The sequence below is a fragment of the Marimonas arenosa genome, assembly GCF_030848945.1.
In the GTDB taxonomy this organism is placed as follows: Bacteria; Pseudomonadota; Alphaproteobacteria; order Rhodobacterales; family Rhodobacteraceae; genus Marimonas; species Marimonas arenosa.
In genome coordinates this window covers 421,252-438,949 of record NZ_JANHAX010000002.1, presented here as the reverse complement: position 1 = coordinate 438,949, position 17,698 = coordinate 421,252, and the positions used below count along the sequence as shown (strand labels likewise).

The following is a 17,698-nucleotide window of genomic DNA, read 5'->3' as shown; positions in this document are numbered from 1 at the left end:
AGCGGCCATGCTGATCTACAAGATTTTCCGCGCCCCCGAGTGGGCTAAGCTTCAGTCGCGCGGTGAAACCCTCGGCGCGCCGGTCGATCTCGCCGACGGTTTCGTGCATTTCTCTACCGCCGACCAAGTGCAGGAGACGGCGGCCAGGCATTTCGCCGGTGAGGGTGACCTCTGCCTTCTGGCGCTCGAGGCCGACGCTTTGGGCGAGGCGCTGAAATGGGAACCCTCGCGCGGCGGCGATCTTTTTCCGCACCTTTACCGCCCGCTGCGCTTGGTGGATGTGCTTTGGCAAAAACCGCTGCCGCTCAAGCAGGGGGCACACGACTTCACGGGGCTGCTATGAAACCGATCGAACGTCTGGGCCTCGGCCTATTGCACCGGCTCGACCCCGAACGCGCCCACGGCCTGGCGCTCAAGGCACTGCGCGCCGGCCTCGTGCCACTGCCGGGGCGGATCACCAGCCCCCGCCTGCAAACGGTGCTCGCCGGTCTCGATCTGCCCAACCCGGTTGGCCTCGCCGCCGGGTTTGACAAGAATGCCGAGGCGCTCGGCCCGCTGTCGCGCGCCGGCTTTGGCTTCGTCGAGGTGGGCGCCGCCACGCCACGCCCCCAGCCTGGCAACCCCAAACCGCGCCTGTTCCGCCTGACCGAGGACCGCGCCGCGATCAACCGCTTCGGTTTCAACAATGACGGCATGGAGACCATCGCCCGCCGCCTCGCCGACCGGCCGAGAGACATGGTGCTCGGCCTCAACCTCGGCGCCAACAAGGACAGCGCAGACCGGGCCGAGGATTTCGCCCGCGTGCTCGCCCTTTGTGGCCCGCATCTGGACTTTGCCACTGTCAACGTCTCGTCGCCCAACACCGAGGCGCTGCGCGATTTGCAGGGCGCCGCGGCGCTCCGCGCGCTGCTGAAGGGCGTCACCGACACCCGCGCCTGGCTGAAACGCCCGATCCCGGTCTTCCTCAAAATTGCGCCCGACCTCTCCGACAACGAGATCGAAGACATCGCCGAGGTCGCCCTGTCCTCGGGCATTGACGCCATCATCGCAACCAACACCACATTGTCCCGCGGCGGGCTGCACAACCCGGCCAAGGGTGAAACCGGCGGCCTCTCCGGTGCGCCGCTGTTCGAGAGATCCACCCGCGTTCTGGCCCGGCTCTCGGCCGCGACCGACGGCAAGCTGCCGCTGATCGGCGTCGGCGGCATATCGTCGGCTGAAGACGCCTATGCCAAGATCTGCGCCGGCGCGTCGGCCGTGCAGCTCTACACCGCGCTCATCTATCACGGCCTGTCACTTGCCGCCGACATCGCCCACGGGCTGGAGCGCCTGCTCGATCGCGACGGCCATGCCAATGTCGCCGCGGCGGTCGGTACGAAACGAAAGGAATGGTTATGACGCTTACCATCTGGCACAACCCCCGCTGCTCGAAATCCCGCCAGACGCTGGCCCTTCTGCAGGAGCACGGCCACGCCCCGGAGGTGCGCCGCTATCTCGACGACGCCCCGACCGAGGCCGAGCTGCGCGCCGCGGCCAGGTCGCTTGGCCTGCGCCCGATCGAGATGATGCGCACCAAGGAGGCCGAGTTCAAAGCCGAAGGCCTCACGAAAGATAGCGATGATGACGCGCTGTTCGCGGCGATGGCGCGAGTGCCGAAGCTGATCGAACGCCCCATCGTCTTCGCCAACGGCAAGGCCGCCCTCGGCCGCCCGCCCGAAGCGGTGTTCGACATCCTCTGAGTAAAACGAAATCCGGCACGGATTTCGATCCGTTTTCCGCCCCGGAAAACGGCTTCATCCCAACCGTTTCAACAATGCCGGCGACGGCTCGCCCGTCACCGGCAGCCCGTTGGCCTGTTGATAGGCCCGGATCGCGGCCTCGGTCTTCTTGCCGAGAACACCGTCGGCCCCGCCGGTGTCGTAGCCGGCGGCGGTCAGGCGCGTCTGCAACCGCTTGCGATCCTCAATGGTCAAGCCATAACGATCCGGCCCGAACCGGCCCTGCAAAGGACCGCCCCCCGCCAGCCGGTCCGACAAGTGACCTACCGCGATGGCATAGTTTTCCGAGTTGTTATAGCGCAGGATCACGCTGAAATTGCGGAACACCAGGAAGGCCGGCGCGCCCGGCCCGGCGGGCATCAGCACCGACCCCGCACCGTGATCGGGCAGCTTCCCGCCGCCGGCCGGCCGGACCCCCAGCGCCGCCCAGTCGGCCACCGCCTTTTTCACCCCGCGCCCCGCCAGACCCGCGTTGAACCCTGCGGGCAATGTCACCTCGAGCCCCCAGAGCCCGCCGCGGCGCCAACCCGAGCGGCCCAGATAAGCCCCGGCCGACGCCAACGCATCCGTCGGATCCTCGCCCCAGATGTCGCGCCGCCCGTCGCCACCGAAATCGACGGCATAGGCTTCGAAAGTCGTCGGGATGAATTGCGTATGTCCCATGGCGCCTGCCCAGCTGCCGGTCATCCGCGCGGCACTGACATCGCCCCGCTGAAGGATACGCAGCGCCGCCATCAGCTGTTTCTCGAAAAAGCCGCCACGCCGGCCGTCATATGCCAGCGTCGAACAGGCCGAGATCACCGGGATATCGCCGCGCCGCTCGCCATACCGGCTTTCCACGCCCCAGATCGCCGCCACCACGTTCGCCGGCACGCCAAAGCGCCCTTCAATCTCGCCCAGCAGCGCACGGCGTGCGGCAAAGGCACGGCGGCCGGTCGCGACCTGCTCGTCCGAGGCCATGATCGCCAGATAATCCTGCAGCGTCCGGGTGAATTCGGTTTGCTTGCGGTCGCGCTCGACCACGCCGGGCAGGTAGCCTGCCCCGCGAAAAGCGGCGCTGAGCGTGCCGGGCGAAATCCCCTGTGCCAGCGCCCGGTCGCGAAACGCCGTCACCCAGGCGTCATAGCCCGCATTGGGCTGCGGGCGCAGCATCGGGTCCACCGTCGGTCCGCTGCGTCGCGACGGCGACGGCAGCCCGCCGGTCATACATCCGCTTAGAAAAAACGCCGCCCCTGCCCCGGCCAGCCATCTTCTGGTAACCTGCATCGCACCACCCTTTCGCCCACGCTATTCGCGTCTGCCTCGCCCCAGTGTGAAACCCGCATCGCGGCGAAATCAAGTCGGCTTTTCTTGACCGGCAATTTCCCGATCACGCCCGGGCCGCCACCGCCCGCTCCAGCGCCGGATAGCGCAGCCCCAGTGTCAACCCACGGGCGAGGAACGAGATGTGCAGGGCCAGCCACAGCCCGTGATTGCCCATCGGCCCGATGAGCCACCACACGGCCAGCGCATAGATCGCCGCCGCCACGATCATCATGTTGCGCATGTCCGCCGACCGGGTGGCGCCGATGAAGATGCCGTCGAACATCACCAGGGCCAGAATCATCGGCGGCGCGGCCACCATCCACGGCAGATAGGTCCGCGCCTCGGCCTGAACCTGCGGAGATTTCGCCATCACGTCGATGACCCACGGGCCCAGGACCCAGAAGGCCAGCGCGAAGCCCAGCGCCACCACCCCGCCCCACAGCGAGGTCAGCACCGCCCCGCGCCTGAGCCGCGCCGCCGCGCCGGCACCAAAGGCCTGCCCCACCAGCGTCTCGGCGGCAAAGGCAAAGCCGTCCATCGCATACCCGGTGATATGCAGGAACTGCAGCAGCACCTGGTTGGCGGCCAATGTCACGTCGCCGAACCGCCCGCCCAGGAGCAGGAAAGACACGAAGATCGCCTGCAACAGCAGCGAGCGGATCAGGATATCGGTGTTCACCACCGCCATCCGTTTCAGCCGTGCCGCGTCGAACACGCGCGCCCAGTCGCGCCAGTCGGGCAGCCTGAACACGTCGCGGCACAGGTAGAGCCCTAGCGCCAACCCGCTCCACTCGGCCAGAAACGTCGCCGTCGCGACCCCTTCGACACCCCAGCCCAGCCCCAGCACGAACCAGATGTCGAGCACGACGTTCAGCCCATTGATCCAGAACTGCAGCCCCATGACCGCCCGCGTGCGCTCCTGCGCAATCAGCCATCCGGTGATGCCATAGATCGAAATAGCCGCCGGGGCCGACCAGATACGGATCTGCATGTAGTCGCGTGCCAGACCCTCGACCTCGGAGCTCGCCGGCGACACCCAGAATGCGCCCGCGAACATGGGAACCTGCAGCACGATCAGCGCCAGCCCGCCAGCCCAGGCCACCATCAGTGCCCGGGTGAAAAGCGCCGCAACCTCGGCCCGGTTGCGGGCGCCATGCGCTTGGGAAGTGAGCCCCGTGGTGCCCATCCGCAGAAAACCGAAGATCCAGTAGATCGCGCTCAGAACGATGGCCCCCACGCCTACCGCGGCGATCGGTGCGGCCTCGGCCATCTGCCCGACGACGCCGGTATCGACCGCGCCCAGCAGTGGCACGGTCACGTTGGCCAGCATGATCGGAATGGCGATCTTCAGCACCCTCCGGTGGGTGATCGCCTGGCTTGCCTGCTCCATTAACGGGTTATCCCGTTTTCGCCACGGCACCGTGCTGGGAGTTCGACCCTGCCCGCCCCGGGCGCGCCCCAGGGCCTCCGCCATGTCCGGACCAGAGACTCCGGGTCAGGCCCGGGACGCGACGTGCCCGGCTCAGCCATTCCGCGGCGGCATCAGGAAATGCCCCGTCGCCTGGGCGAAGGCGCGGTTGCGGTTGTCCTGCCAGGCCTCGACATGCACGCTGGCATACCGCCGACCCGACCGGTTCACCTGTGCCCGCGCATAGGCATCACGCGGCAGGCCGGAGCGCAGGTAGTCGATGGTAAAGTCAATCGTCTTGGGCAGTCGCGGCAGATGGCCCTTCAACAGTTCCTCGACATCGCGCTCGCCACGCTCCATCTCGTCCCAGATCACGGCCCAGCTCAGACCGATAACGGCGGTAACTTCCATGAAGCCGGAAATGGCGCCGCCGTGGATCGCCGGCAGCATCGGGTTGCCAATCAGTTTGTCGTCATAGGGCATGATCGCGGTCAGCTCGTCGCCGCGACGGTCGAATTCGATGCCCATGTAGTTGATATAGGGCACCCCGTGCACCAGCGCGTTGAGTGCCGCATCGCGTCTTTGTTTGACCACTTGTACCGGTTCCGGCCGCTTGCGCATCCTTACTTGCCCTCCACCGTGAAGGCGCCGCTGGCCGTGGCCACCGGACGGCTTTCGTCCTCGTCCACCGCCACCGCACGAACGAAGGCGACCGAGCGGGTGATGTGGTAGCACTCCGCGCGGGTCTTGATCGCCTGGCCCGGCGTGGCCGGACGCATGTAGTCGATGCGCAAATCAATCGTCGCCGTGCCGCTCGGTGACTGCGGGTGGCTCATCGCCGCCGCGCCGCAGCAGGTGTCCATCAGCGCCGACACCGCGCCTCCGTGGATCACCCCGCTCTTTGGATCGCCGACAAAGCGTTCGTCATACGGCATCACAATCTCGGCAATACCGTCACTGATTTCGGTCAGTTCCATCCCCAGCGCCTTCGAATGCGGAATGGCCTGAATGAACTGCTTGGCTATCTTTGTCTTGTCCATCGGCTTGGCGTCCCGGTTTCGGTTCCACCAATCTTTTGACCAGTAAAGGCAAGGGTCCGCAAGCGGCGAAATATCCAGGCCGCCCCAACGTCACGGCCCTTGATGCTCACGCAGAAAACCAGATACTGCGACGCAGAATTGCAGCGCGGCGTTGCGGTTGCCCTTGGGGAACAGAGGCAATACCATCTGCATCGAGGGAGAGCCGAATGTCCGATATCCGCCTGTCATTCAAGGAAATGTGCGAACGGTTCGACGTGACGCCTCGAACCCTGCGGTATTACGAGTACATCGAGCTCTTGCAGCCCGAACGCGAAGGTCGTGCCCGGTATTACGGTCCGCGTGAAATCGAACGGATGATCCTCATTCTGCGCGGCCGCAAATGGGGATTCCAGCTTGAAGGCATCCGCCAGTGGTTGCTGATCTACGAAGAGGACGGTTATCACGCTCGCAAAGCCTGGGTGAAATCGGCCAACAATCAGCTCGAAGTGCTGCGCCAGCAACTGGCCGATCTGGAAGACGCGATCGAAACGCTCGAGCAATCCCGCGAAAACACCGTCAAGCTGATCGAAACAGAAGAAGCCGGCGGCGATATCGAAAGCGCCTGGCGGCCCGATCTGGATGAGCGGCCAAAATGACGTGACGTTACGCTTACGTTAACGTCAACTTTACTTGCATCGACTCGCTCGCCGTCCCAGATACCGGTCATCCCCGATGCGAACGGAGCCGGAGCGATGCCCGATTCTGACGATCTTCTGACCATCCGCCAGATGTGCGACGCGTTCGACGTGACGCCCCGCACCCTACGGTTTTACGAAGCCAAGGAACTGCTCTTCCCGATCCGCGAAGGCCAGAAACGGCTGTTCACCAAGCGCGACCGGGCGCGGCTGAAGTTGATCCTTCGCGGCAAACGTTTCGGCTTCTCACTCGAGGAAATCCGCCAGCTTCTCAACCTCTACGACATTGGCGACCAGCAACACACCCAACTGGCGCGCACCTTCGAGATCGCAAAGGAACGCCTCGCTGACATGGAACGCCAGCGCGACGAACTTACCGAGGCGATCGACGAGCTGCGCGAACAACTGACATGGGGCGAAAAGGTACTCGCCTCGATGGAACAGGACAGCGCCGCGGAGTGATCCGCGCCATCCCATCCGCAAGAACCAGACCAGACGACAGAGAGACGCGATATGCCCAGCTACACGGCCCCGACGAAAGACCTGCAATACGTCCTGCACGACGTGCTGAACGTTTCGGCATCCGACATCCCCGGCTATGACGAGCTCGAACCCGATTTCACCTCGGCGATATTCGAAGAGGCCGGCAAGATTTCCTCGGAAGTGCTGGCGCCGCTGAATATCGTGGGCGACACCGAAGGCTGCCGGCTGGAAAACGGTGTCGTGCGCGTACCCACCGGCTTCCAGGACGCCTTCAACCAGATGCGCGAAGGCGGCTGGCCCGGGCTCGACATGCCCGAGGACTTCGGTGGCCAGAACATGCCCTATGTCGTCGGCACGGCCGTGGGCGAGATGTTCTCCGCCGCCAACCAGGCCTTCACCATGTATCAGGGCCTCACCCACGGCGCCGCTTCGGCGATCCTGGCCCACGGCACCGACGCGCAGAAGGCGACTTTCCTGCCAAACATGGTTTCCTGCCAGTGGACAGGCACCATGAACCTGACCGAGCCGCATTGCGGCACCGATCTGGGCCTGATGCGCACCAAGGCCGAACCGCAGGGCGACGGCAGCTACAAGCTCACCGGTCAAAAGATCTTCATCTCCTCCGGCGAGCATGAAATGGCCGAGAACATCATCCACCTCGTTCTGGCCAAGATCCCAGGCGGCCCAGAGGGAATCAAGGGCGTGTCGCTTTTCATCGTCCCGAAGTTCCTGGTCAACGCAGACGGTAGCCTGGGCGAACGCAACGGCGTCTCCTGCGGCAAGCTCGAAGAGAAGATGGGCATCCACGGCAACTCGACCTGCGTGATGAACTACGACGGCGCCGAGGGCTACCTGCTGGGCGAAGAACACAAGGGCATGCGCGCCATGTTCACCATGATGAACGAGGCTCGTCTCGGCGTCGGCATGCAAGGTCTTTCCCAGGCCGAAGCCGCCTACCAGAACGCTTTGATCTATGCCAAGGACCGTCTGCAGGGCCGCGACGTAACCGGCGCGAAAAACCCTGACGGCCCCGCCGACCCGCTGATCGTGCACCCCGACGTGCGTCGCATGCTGATGGACCAGAAATCCTTTGTCGAAGGCGCCCGCGCGTTCATCCTCTGGGGCGCCACGCTGATCGACCAGGCGCACCGCAAGAGCGACAAGGATGCCGACGGGCTGGTGTCGCTGATGACACCGGTCATCAAGGGGTTCCTCACCGACGAAGGCTACGACATGACGGTTCAGGCCCAGCAGGTCTATGGCGGCCACGGCTATATCGAAGAATGGGGCATGAGCCAGTTCACCCGCGACGCCCGTATCGCCATGATCTATGAAGGCGCCAACGGGGTCCAGGCGCTCGACCTTGTCGGCCGCAAGCTCGCGCAGGATGGCGGCAAGCACGTCATGGCCTTCTTCAACCTGGTCAAGGAGTTCTGTTCCGAGAACAAGGACGTCGAGGGCATGGAACCCTTCGTCGAGCCGCTGAAGACCGCGTCGAAACACCTGCAGGCGGCGGGGATGTATTTCATGCAGCAGGGCATGAAGAACCCCAACCACGCGCTGGCCGGGTCGACCGACTTCATGCACCTTTTCGGCCATGTCTGCCTTGGCCTGATGTGGGCGCGCATGGCCCGGGCGTCGATTGAGGCGCTTGAAAACGGCACGTCCGACGCAGCGTTCCACGAGACGAAGCTGGCCACCGGGCGGTACTACATGGCGCGCCGCCTGCCGGCCACCGCGATGCACCTTGCGCGAATCGAATCTGGGGCCGACCCTGTGATGGCGCTGGACGCCGAGGCGTTCTGACGTAAGCCGGGCTTAAGCCCGGCCTACCCACGTCGCAAACCGGAGGAGAGACATGCCGAAACGCTTCCGCCTGACCCGCCGCTTTCCCTGCGCTATGACCGAGGATGGCTATCGCAGGCTCAAGCGGTTCGCGGCGGAGGCCGGGCTCGACGAAGGCGAAGCGCTCAGCTTTCTGTTCGAGAATTTCGACAGCGTGATGAATCACGAGAACCTCACCGTTCGCCTGCGGCTGTTCAACTCGGAAATTGACGCCCGCAAGCGGTAACACAAAAAAGGGGGATCATTTGTCAGCCTGGATGACAGACGAGCATCGGATGCTCGCCGAGATGACGGCCAAGTTCATCAACGACGAATGGGCACCGCAGTTCGAACGCTGGCGCAAGCAGGGCCAGATGGACCGCGGGACCTGGAACCAGGCCGGCGAACTGGGCCTCCTCTGCCCCTCGATCCCGGAAGAATACGGCGGCCACGGCGGCGATTTCGGCCATGAGGCGGTGATCATGATGGAGCACCCCCGCGCCAACCTCGCCTCCTGGGGCAACCCGATCCATTCCGGCATCGTGGCGCATTACATCCTGGCCTACGGTACCGAGGAGCAGAAACACCGCTGGTTGCCCAAGATGGTCTCGGGCGAAATGGTCGGCGCGCTGGCGATGACCGAACCCTCGACCGGCTCGGACGTGCAGGCGATCAAGACCCGGGCGGTCAAGGACGGCAATTCCTACCGCCTGTCGGGGCAGAAAACCTTCATCTCCAATGGCCAGCACGCCGAGCTGATCATCGTCGCCGCCAAGACCGACCCCAGCCAGGGCGCCAAGGGGGTCTCGCTGGTGGTGGTGGAAACCGACGGCGCGACAGGCTTCACCCGCGGCCGCAACCTTGAAAAGATCGGCCTGCACGCCGCCGACACCTCCGAGCTGTTCTTCGACAATGTCGAAGTCCCGCCCGAGAACATCCTCGGGCTGGAAGAGGGTCAGGGCTTCTACCAGATGATGCAGCAGCTGCCGCAGGAACGCCTGATCATCGCCTGCGGTGCGGTTGGAGCGATGCAGGGCGCGGTGGAGCGCACGATTGCGTACTGCAAAGAGCGTGAAGCCTTCGGCGGGCCGATCATGCAGTTCCAGAACACCCGCTTCAAACTGGCCGAATGCGCTACCAAGACCGCCGTCGCCCGCGCCTTCGTCGATGAATGCATCACCGAACACATGGCGGGCAAGCTCACCGTCGAAAAGGCAGCGATGGCCAAATACTGGACCACTGACACGCAGGGCGAGGTGCTCGACGCCTGCCTGCAACTGCACGGAGGCTACGGCTTCATGCAGGAATACGCGGTGGCCGAGATGTGGGCCGACGCCCGGGTGCAGCGCATCTACGGTGGCACCAACGAGATCATGAAAGAGCTGATTGCGAGGGGGCTCTGATGGCGATGACGGCTGCACATAACGGCGCCTTCGGGAGCCTGCGGCGCGAGTATTTTCGGCAAGATGAAGCCGGGGGCAGGTCCACCCCGCTTCCGGTGCGTTGCTGCCTAGGGCGCCATAGCACCGGAAGGCGGGGCTTCACCTTGCGCGGTCATCGGCTCTCCAGCCTGTACCGCATCGCCGACACTGCCGTATTAACCTTAATGCCCAGTAAACAAGCCCTTTCATCTTGTCCAAAATACTCTGCGGGGGGTGTGGGGGGTGCAAAACCCCCCACCTCCGCGCCAACCACGGGGAGCAAACCATGACCATCAAACTCCACTGCTTCGGCGAATCCGGAAATTCCTACAAGGCGGCTCTGGCGCTGGAGCTTTCCGGCCTCGACTGGGAGCCGGTTTTCGTCGATTTCTTCGGCGGTGCCACCCGCAGCCCGGAATACCGCGCCAAGAACGAGATGGGCGAGGCGCCTTTCCTCGAGGACGGCGATTTCCAGACCTCGCAATCGGGCTGCATCCAGGCTTATGTCACCGAGAAATCGGGCAAGTTCGGTGGCAAGACCCGCGAGGAGAACTACGAGATCCTGCGCTGGGTGTTGTGGGACAATCACAAGCTGTCCAGCCAGGCCGGGATGACCCGGTTCCTGATGAACTTCCTGCCCGAAGACAAACGCCCGGCCGAAGTCATTGCCTTTTCGCAGGGTCGCCTCAAGGCGGCCTACGCCACGCTCGACGCCCACCTCGAAGGCCGCGACTGGATCGTCGGCGACGGCATCACCAACGCCGACCTGTCCTGCTGCGGCTATCTCTTCTACCCCGAACCCTTCGGTTTCGACCGGACGGAATGGCCCAATATCGACCGGTGGCTCAAGAACATCGAAAACACACCGGGCTGGAAACACCCTTATGACCTGATGCCGGGCAACCCCTCGGATCGGGCCTGACCAAGGAGACGAAAATGACCGACGCCTATATCTATGACGCCGTGCGCACGCCGCGCGGCAAGGGCCGCGCCGACGGCAGCCTGCACGAGGTGACCGCCGCGCGGCTCTCCGCTATCGCCTTGAACGCCGTGAAGGACCGCAACAACCTCGAAGGTCATGCCGTCGAAGACGTGGTCTGGGGCAACGTCACCCAGGTCGGCGAACAGGGCGCCTGCCTGGCCCGCACCGCCGTTCTGGCCTCGGAACTTGACGAATCCATTCCCGGCCTGTCGATCAACCGCTTCTGTGCCAGTGGCCTGGAAGCCGTCAACGTCGCCGCCAACCAGGTGCGCGGCGGCGCAGGCAACGCCTATATCGCCGGCGGTGTCGAATGCATGTCCCGCGTACCGATGGGCTCGGACGGCGGCGCCATCGCCGTCGACCCGTCGATCGCCATCGAGCAGTATTTCGTGCCCCAGGGCATCGGCGCCGACATCATCGCCACCAAATACGGCTTTTCCCGCGATGACGCCGATGCGCTGGCCGTCGAATCACAGAACCGCGCCAAGGCCGCCTGGGACGCGGACCGCTTCAGCGGCTCGATCGTTGCGGTCAATGATATCAACGGCCTGCCGATCCTGACCCATGACGAATACATGCGCCCCGGCACCGACATGCAGGCGCTGGGCGCGCTGAAGCCCAGTTTCCAGCAGATCGGCGAAGTGATGCCGGGCTTCGACAGTGTCGCCCTGCTCAAATACCCCGAGCTGGAGCGGATCAACCACATCCACCACGCCGGCAACTCGTCAGGTATCGTCGATGGTGCGGCTGCCGTGCTGATCGGCAACAAGGAGTTCGGCGAGCAGATGGGCCTCAAGCCGCGGGCGCGCATCCGCGCCACCGCCAAGATCGGCACCGATCCCACCATCATGCTGACCGGTCCGGTGCCGGTGACGCAGAAAATCCTGCGCGAAAACGGCATGGAGATCGGCGACATCGACCTGTTCGAGGTCAACGAGGCCTTCGCCTCGGTCGTGTTGCTGTTCGAACAGTCGTTCAACGTCGATCACGCCAAGGTCAACGTCAACGGCGGCTCGATCGCCATGGGTCACCCACTGGGTGCCACCGGCGCGATCATCCTCGGCACGCTGCTCGACGAACTCGAGCGTTCCGACAAGGAAACCGGGCTGGCCACGCTCTGCATCGGTTCGGGCATGGGCGCTGCCACCATCATCGAACGGGTCTGAGGTCATGCCGGCCAAGGTTTTCCGTGAACTGGGCGAGCATCTGACTCGGGCGCTCATCACCGGTGATTTTGACCTCTACCGACAGGTCATGTCGTTGCCGGTCAGGATCGAGCCGCGCCACGGCAAGCCCTACGTGATGGAAACCGCGGCCGACCTGAAACAGGATTTCGAACTCTACCATGAGATGGTCAAGTTACACGGCATCACCGATATCTACCGCGAGGTCCTCGAAAGTGAGGAGCTCGAGAACGGAAGGGTCGCCGTCACCTGTCTGGTGCACATGCTGCGTGCGGCGGGCCGGGCAATCGATCCTTTTCGGGCGGTGTTCCATATGCGCGAAACGCCCGACGGCTGGCGCTTCCTTCGCATACAAAGCTCGCTTGGACATATCAACTGGACACTGGGACAGGGCGGGATCGAGGACGGGTCCTTTATCTGACCCTGCATATACGGAGACTTAAATGGCTGACTTTACAATGAAAAAAGATGATGATGGCGTTGCCGTCATCACCTGGGACGTCGTCGACAAGAGCATGAACGTCATGCGTGCCGAGGCGCTTCTGGAGCTTGACAAGCTGATTGAGGATGCGCTGGCCGACGAGACCGTGCAAGGCGTCGTCATCACCTCCGGCAAACCCGACAGCTTCGCCGGCGGCATGGACCTGACCGTGCTGGCCGACATGAAGACCAACGCCGGCGACGAGCCGGCCAAAGGTCTCTTTGACGGTATCATGCAGATGCACGGACTGCTGCGGAAAATCGAACTGGCCGGCATGGACGCCAAGACCAAGAAAGGCGGCAAGCCGATCGCTGCGGCGCTCCCCGGCACCGCGGCCGGCATCGGACTCGAACTGCCACTGGCCACGCATCGAATCTTTGCCGCCAACAATCCCAAGGCCAAGATCGGCCTGCCCGAGATCATGGTCGGCATCTTCCCCGGCGCCGGCGGCACCACCCGGCTGGTGCGCAAGCTGGGCGCGATGGGTGCCTCGCCCTTCCTGCTGGAAGGCAAGATGGTCTCGCCCGACAAGGCGCAGAAGGCCGGCCTGATTGACGAGGTGGTCGACGATCCGCTCGCCGCGGCCCGCGACTGGGTGCTTTCGGCCAAGGACGCCGATATCGTCAAACCCTGGGACGCCAAGGGCTACAAGATGCCCGGCGGCACGCCGTACCACCCCGCGGGGTTCATGACTTTCGTTGGTGCTTCGGCGATGGTCCATGGCAAAACCCAAGGCGCGTTTCCCGCCGCTAAAGCCCTGCTCTCAGCCGTTTACGAAGGCGCGCAAGTGCCCTTTGACACCGGACTCAAGATCGAGGCGCGCTGGTTCACCAACATCCTGATGAACCCATCCTCGGCGGCGATGATGCGTTCGCTCTTCGTCAACAAGGAGGCGCTGGAAAAAGGCGCCGTGCGGCCCAAGGATGTGCCCGACCAGCGGGTCAAGAAAGTCGGCGTTCTCGGTGCCGGCATGATGGGCTCGGGCATTGCGCTGGTTTCGGCGATGGCGGGGATGGAGGTCGTGCTGATCGACCGCGACGACGAGACCGCCGAGCGCGGCAAATCATATACCGCGACCTACATGGACAAGGGCATCAAGCGCGGCAAAGCCACCGAACAGAAGAAAGAGGAAACACTGGCGCAAATCACCGCCACCTCGGATCTTTCGAAACTCGACGGTTGCGACCTGATCATCGAGGCCGTGTTCGAAGACCCGAAAGTGAAGGCCGAGATGACCCAGAAGGTCGAGGCGGTGATCCCAGAGGATTGCATCTTCGCCTCCAACACCTCGACCCTGCCGATCACCGGGCTGGCCAAGGCCTCGAAACGCCCGGAACAGTTCATCGGCATCCACTTCTTCTCGCCCGTCGAACGCATGTTCCTGGTCGAGATCATCAAGGGCAAAGAAACCGGCCCCCGCGCCGTCGCCAAGGCGCTCGATTATGTCCGCCAGATCCGCAAGACGCCGATCGTGGTCAACGATGCGCGGTTCTTCTACTGCAACCGCTGCATCATCCCTTACGGCAACGAGGCCACGCGCATGGTCACCGAAGGGGTGGCGATGCCGCTGATCGACCACGCCGCGCGCCAGCTCGGCTTCCCGGTCGGGCCGATCCAGCTTGGTGACGAGACCTCGATCGACCTGGCCGCCAAGATCACCCGCGCCACCAAGGAAGCGATGGGCAACGCCTACCCGGCGTCCGAGGCCGACAACCTGGTGTTCTGGATGGAAGAGCAGGGCCGGCTGGGCCGCAAGTCTAAGGCCGGCTATTTCGACTATGATGAGGCCGGCAAGCGCCAAGGTTATTGGAAAGGCATCCACGACAAATACCCGCTGGCCGACGAACAGCCCGACCTCCAAGAGGTGCAGGACCGGCTGATGTTCGCCCAGGTGCTCGAAGCGGTGAAGGCACTGGAAGAAGGCGTGCTCGAAGACATCCGCGAAGGCGATGTCGGCGCCGTGCTCGCCTGGGGGTTCGCACCCTGGTCTGGTGGTCCGTTCTCATGGCTCGACATCATCGGCGCGCCCTATGCCGTCGAACGCTGCAACGAGTTGGCCGCCAAATTCGGCGAGCGCTTTGCACCGCCGGCGTTGCTGGTCGAGATGGCGGAGAACGGCGAAACCTTCTACGGACGTTTCGGCGTCGAACAGGCCAAGGCGGCCTGAGGCCGGACGCCGGGCCACCCGGGAACGTAAAAAAGGGCGCGGCTGTCACCAGCCGCGCCCTTCGCTTTTCTGCCGCCGGGCGACGCCCTCCAGGCTCAGGCAACCATGGAGTAGTCCACGCTGAGGTCCCGTGCACAGGCGCGACGTGCTTTCAGGCAGCTTTCGCATGCCGCACCCGCGTCCGGACCGTTGACCAGCGCAATTGTGCAGGTAACGGGCAACATCTGGTAGGGACAGTGTTGCACCGCACCGCGCATGGCCATCTGAACCAGATCGCCACCCGACGGACAGAAAAGAAGAGCGCCGTGTTCAGCGAAGATCACCTGATCGGCTTCGAGATCCAGGCTGATCACATCAATCGGATCGTCCGAAACGACCCGCGCGACACCGCGCTCGCCCTCACGCGCGGCCGCAGGGATCGGCGCGCAAGGATCGCTCAGCACCTGTTTGGCAAGACCGCGCTCCGGCCTCTCGCCCTGGCGCGGCAAGACCATCAACGACGCAGCGTCGACCACGCGTTTCGGCTCGCGGCGGCTGTCGCTTTTGTATCCGAACATTTCGTCTTCCCACGAGGTTTGGTCTTTTCGAAGCCGGTCAGACCGGCCTCTTCTCGGCTCTCGAACTATTTGGGGTGATTCCCATGCCCGTCCTTGGACGCGGAGGCGGCGGAAACGTGGCACCGTTTACTGTGTGGATACGATCCTGCCGGATCATCGGGACTGTCGGTTACGCGTGCCTGCCCGGCGGCGTCATTCGAACCGGTATCCGAACCGGCGGATGTCGTCCGCCGCGATTATCGCCAGCCTGTCTGCGTCGGCATCGGAGTAGTAGCGGCGATAATCGGATAGCCGCGCACTGGCATTGAGACGCGGCAGGTCGAGCGCAAACCCCAGATGTCGCCACAGCGGCGCGGCATCCACCTCGAAATGCTCCAGCCGGATGTAAAGCGCGGCCCGTTCCGCGCCACTGGCATCGGTCAAATAACTCCGCGCCGGAAACCGGGCGAAAGACGCCGCCACAAGCGGGTCGTTGAGGAAGCCGCTGAACTCCAGCGCCTTGGCCCGCCGCATTGCCGGGTGGTCCAGGCTCTGCTCGCGCAACCAGTGGTAATAGCTCACCATTCGGTCCCACGGGTTGCGCACCAGCGTGAAACAGAACATCCCCGCAATCTCCTCCGGGCGCAGAAGCCCGTCGATATCGGCCAGCGTCGAGTGCTTCCACAGCCGCCCGCGCGTCTGCGCGTCCTTCAACCTTCTGCGCCGCTTGAGCGCCTTGGGCGTGTCGCCCAGCATGATGTCGTCTTTCATCGCCCGCCCCTCCAACGCCAGCGCCAGAGAGGTGCCGCCGGTCTTGGGGATATGCACGAAGATGTAACTGCGCCCACGCGAGATGATCATGTCGGCAGGCTAACTGTCCGCTTGGGATAGGAAAAGGCCGCTTCGCGGACGGAGCATGGGTAATCGGGCTGGCCAGTGGGTTTAGTTGGGTAACGGAGATTGATCATCAATGGAACGAACAAAGCACTTTGTGTCGCGATGGGCTGTTAATGATGCTGAGGCCGGGCCGTCAGTTTCGCTTGGCGCTGCGGTCGATGAACCGGTCGACCTCGTCCGCCAACGCGCGCAGGCTTGCGGAAATTTCCACCTTGTAAGGTTCGGCCTGTTCGATACCTCGTAGTGCCTGCGGCAGCGACGCAACTGCCTGCGCGGCATGGCTGCGGCTCTCCGATAGCGAAGGTGCCGGCGACAGGCGCTGGCCGGCGCGCATCACCGGCTCAAGAAGCGGTGTTCCACCCTGCGGGTCGCCCTTGGTGGTAACGGTATCGCCCGCCATCCGCCCGGCGTCATCGAATCGCCGCCACACTTGTTTGCGCCCGGGCCAGGTCGCCTTGCCTTCCGAGCGCTTGCGCCGCGCCTGGCCGGCATATTCCTGCAGCTTGTAGGCGCAATCGAGCGCCGGCGCGTCCGACGAGGTGGTCAGGCTGGTGCCGACCCCGAACCCGTCGATCGGCGCGCCCATTGCCAAAAACCGGGCGATTTCGGTCTCGTCGAGCCCGCCGCTGGCGAAGATCGTGACCTCGCCACAGCCGCCGGCATCCAGGATCCGCCGCACCGATTTCGCCAGCGCGCCAAGATCGCCGCTGTCGAGCCGCACCGCGCGGATGGTAATGCCCATGGCGCGCAGTTTCGGAGCGATTTCGACCACCCGCCGTGCGCCCGCCTCGGTGTCATAGGTGTCGATCAGCAGCACCAGGTTTTCCGGCCGCGCCTTGGCGAAAGCCTCGAACGCGGCGGCTTCGCTGTCGAAGGCCTGCACGAAGGAATGCGCCATGGTGCCGAACGCCGGCACACCGAACTCGCGCTCGGCCAGAACGTTGGCCGAGCCGGCGAAACCGGCGATATAGGAGGCCCGTGCCGCCAGCAAACCCGCCTCGGCCCCGTGCGCCCGGCGAAGACCGAAATCAACCAGCATCCGCCCCTCGGCGGCCAGCACCATGCGCGCGGCCTTCGAGGCGATAAGCGTCTGGAAATGCAACAGATTGATCAGCCGGGTTTCAACGTATTGCGCCTGCGGCAATGGCGCGGTGACGCGCAGGATCGGCTCGTCGGGAAAGAATACGGTGCCTTCGACCATCGCGTCAACGTCGCCGGTGAAGCGGAACGACCGCAGCTGGTCGATCAACTCGCGACTGAAATGGCCGCTCTGGTCAAGCCACGCCAAGTCGTCGTCACTCGGTCGCAAGTTTTCCAGGAAGCTCAGCGCCTGTTCAAGCCCGGCGGCGACCAGGAAGTTGCGCCCTTCGGGCAGCTTGCGCACGAAGAACTCGAAAACCGCCGTCGCTGACTCGCCGGCCTCGTTATATGCCTGCATCATCGCCAGTTGGTAAAGGTCGGTCAGCAGAAAGTTCGTCTGCCTGTCCGTCATGTCGGTCGGCCTTTCAGACAGCTGCG

The 17,698-nt window shown here is 64.1% G+C and carries 19 protein-coding genes; 12 read left to right on the top strand and 7 right to left on the bottom strand.

The features are described from left to right. Nucleotides 1–7 precede the first annotated feature (7 nt). From NO357_RS08390 to arsC, 3 genes are read left to right on the top strand one after another with little or no spacing between them, the layout of a single operon-like run. On the top strand, nt 8–343 hold the full coding sequence (locus NO357_RS08390; protein ID WP_306735185.1) for a DUF952 domain-containing protein: 336 nt from the start codon (nt 8–10) through the stop codon (nt 341–343). Then, nucleotides 340–1,398: a quinone-dependent dihydroorotate dehydrogenase gene (locus tag NO357_RS08385; RefSeq protein WP_306735184.1), complete on the top strand. Its 1,059-nt coding sequence runs from the start codon at nt 340–342 to the stop codon at nt 1,396–1,398. The genes NO357_RS08390 and NO357_RS08385 overlap by 4 nt, the downstream gene beginning before the upstream one ends. After that, the gene (gene arsC / locus NO357_RS08380; protein ID WP_306735183.1) at nt 1,395–1,739 is read left to right on the top strand and encodes an arsenate reductase (glutaredoxin); all 345 of its coding nucleotides are present in this window, start codon (nt 1,395–1,397) and stop codon (nt 1,737–1,739) included. Before NO357_RS08385 ends, arsC begins: the two co-directional genes overlap by 4 nt. Nucleotides 1,740–1,793: 54 nt before the next feature. On the opposite strand, the gene NO357_RS08375 is transcribed toward arsC, so the two are convergent. The 4 genes from NO357_RS08375 to NO357_RS08360 all read right to left on the bottom strand — a co-directional run bounded on the left by NO357_RS08375 (nt 1,794) and on the right by NO357_RS08360 (nt 5,531). Then, nucleotides 1,794–3,044: a lytic murein transglycosylase gene (locus NO357_RS08375; RefSeq protein WP_376744361.1), complete on the bottom strand. Its 1,251-nt coding sequence runs from the start codon at nt 3,042–3,044 to the stop codon at nt 1,794–1,796. A 103-nt stretch (nt 3,045–3,147) separates the two neighbouring features. Further along, nucleotides 3,148–4,473, bottom strand: coding sequence for an MATE family efflux transporter (locus NO357_RS08370; RefSeq protein ID WP_306735182.1), 1,326 nt, complete (start codon nt 4,471–4,473; stop codon nt 3,148–3,150). Between the two features lie 132 nt (nt 4,474–4,605). Continuing rightward, nucleotides 4,606–5,112, bottom strand: a complete 507-nt coding sequence (locus NO357_RS08365; protein ID WP_306735181.1) for a PaaI family thioesterase — start codon at nt 5,110–5,112, stop codon at nt 4,606–4,608. A 2-nt stretch (nt 5,113–5,114) separates the two neighbouring features. Then, a complete protein-coding gene (locus NO357_RS08360) occupies nt 5,115–5,531 on the bottom strand; it encodes a PaaI family thioesterase (RefSeq protein WP_306735180.1) in 417 nt (138 codons plus the stop codon). 206 nt (nt 5,532–5,737) lie between these two features. On the opposite strand from NO357_RS08360, the gene NO357_RS08355 reads away from it, so the two are divergent. The 9 genes from NO357_RS08355 to NO357_RS08315 all read left to right on the top strand — a co-directional run bounded on the left by NO357_RS08355 (nt 5,738) and on the right by NO357_RS08315 (nt 14,747). Further along, entirely contained in the window at nt 5,738–6,166 is a 429-nt protein-coding gene (locus tag NO357_RS08355; RefSeq protein ID WP_306735179.1) for a MerR family transcriptional regulator, read from the top strand. A gap of 96 nt (nt 6,167–6,262) precedes the next feature. Beyond that, on the top strand, nt 6,263–6,667 hold the full coding sequence (locus NO357_RS08350) for a MerR family transcriptional regulator (RefSeq protein ID WP_306735178.1): 405 nt from the start codon (nt 6,263–6,265) through the stop codon (nt 6,665–6,667). 51 nt (nt 6,668–6,718) lie between these two features. Further along, entirely contained in the window at nt 6,719–8,494 is a 1,776-nt protein-coding gene (locus NO357_RS08345; RefSeq protein WP_306735177.1) for an acyl-CoA dehydrogenase C-terminal domain-containing protein, read from the top strand. A gap of 52 nt (nt 8,495–8,546) precedes the next feature. Then, nucleotides 8,547–8,759: a hypothetical protein gene (locus tag NO357_RS08340; RefSeq protein WP_306735176.1), complete on the top strand. Its 213-nt coding sequence runs from the start codon at nt 8,547–8,549 to the stop codon at nt 8,757–8,759. A gap of 31 nt (nt 8,760–8,790) precedes the next feature. Then, on the top strand, nt 8,791–9,915 hold the full coding sequence (locus NO357_RS08335) for an acyl-CoA dehydrogenase family protein (protein WP_306735175.1): 1,125 nt from the start codon (nt 8,791–8,793) through the stop codon (nt 9,913–9,915). 304 nt (nt 9,916–10,219) lie between these two features. Continuing rightward, entirely contained in the window at nt 10,220–10,855 is a 636-nt protein-coding gene (locus NO357_RS08330; RefSeq protein WP_306735174.1) for a glutathione S-transferase family protein, read from the top strand. A 14-nt stretch (nt 10,856–10,869) separates the two neighbouring features. Further along, nucleotides 10,870–12,081: an acetyl-CoA C-acetyltransferase gene (locus tag NO357_RS08325; RefSeq protein WP_306735173.1), complete on the top strand. Its 1,212-nt coding sequence runs from the start codon at nt 10,870–10,872 to the stop codon at nt 12,079–12,081. A 4-nt stretch (nt 12,082–12,085) separates the two neighbouring features. Next, entirely contained in the window at nt 12,086–12,520 is a 435-nt protein-coding gene (locus tag NO357_RS08320; protein ID WP_306735172.1) for a nuclear transport factor 2 family protein, read from the top strand. A gap of 22 nt (nt 12,521–12,542) precedes the next feature. After that, entirely contained in the window at nt 12,543–14,747 is a 2,205-nt protein-coding gene (locus NO357_RS08315; protein WP_306735171.1) for a 3-hydroxyacyl-CoA dehydrogenase NAD-binding domain-containing protein, read from the top strand. Between the two features lie 95 nt (nt 14,748–14,842). On the opposite strand, the gene NO357_RS08310 is transcribed toward NO357_RS08315, so the two are convergent. The 3 genes from NO357_RS08310 to NO357_RS08300 all read right to left on the bottom strand — a co-directional run bounded on the left by NO357_RS08310 (nt 14,843) and on the right by NO357_RS08300 (nt 17,672). Continuing rightward, nucleotides 14,843–15,304, bottom strand: a complete 462-nt coding sequence (locus tag NO357_RS08310; RefSeq protein WP_306735170.1) for a hypothetical protein — start codon at nt 15,302–15,304, stop codon at nt 14,843–14,845. A 192-nt stretch (nt 15,305–15,496) separates the two neighbouring features. Then, complete coding sequence (locus NO357_RS08305) at nt 15,497–16,144, bottom strand: sulfotransferase family 2 domain-containing protein (protein WP_306735169.1); 648 nt, start codon at nt 16,142–16,144, stop codon at nt 15,497–15,499. Nucleotides 16,145–16,313: 169 nt separating this feature from the next. Next, nucleotides 16,314–17,672 (bottom strand): nicotinate phosphoribosyltransferase, encoded by a 1,359-nt coding sequence (locus tag NO357_RS08300; protein ID WP_306735168.1) that lies wholly within the window; start codon nt 17,670–17,672, stop codon nt 16,314–16,316. Between the last annotated feature and the right edge of the window lie 26 nt (nt 17,673–17,698).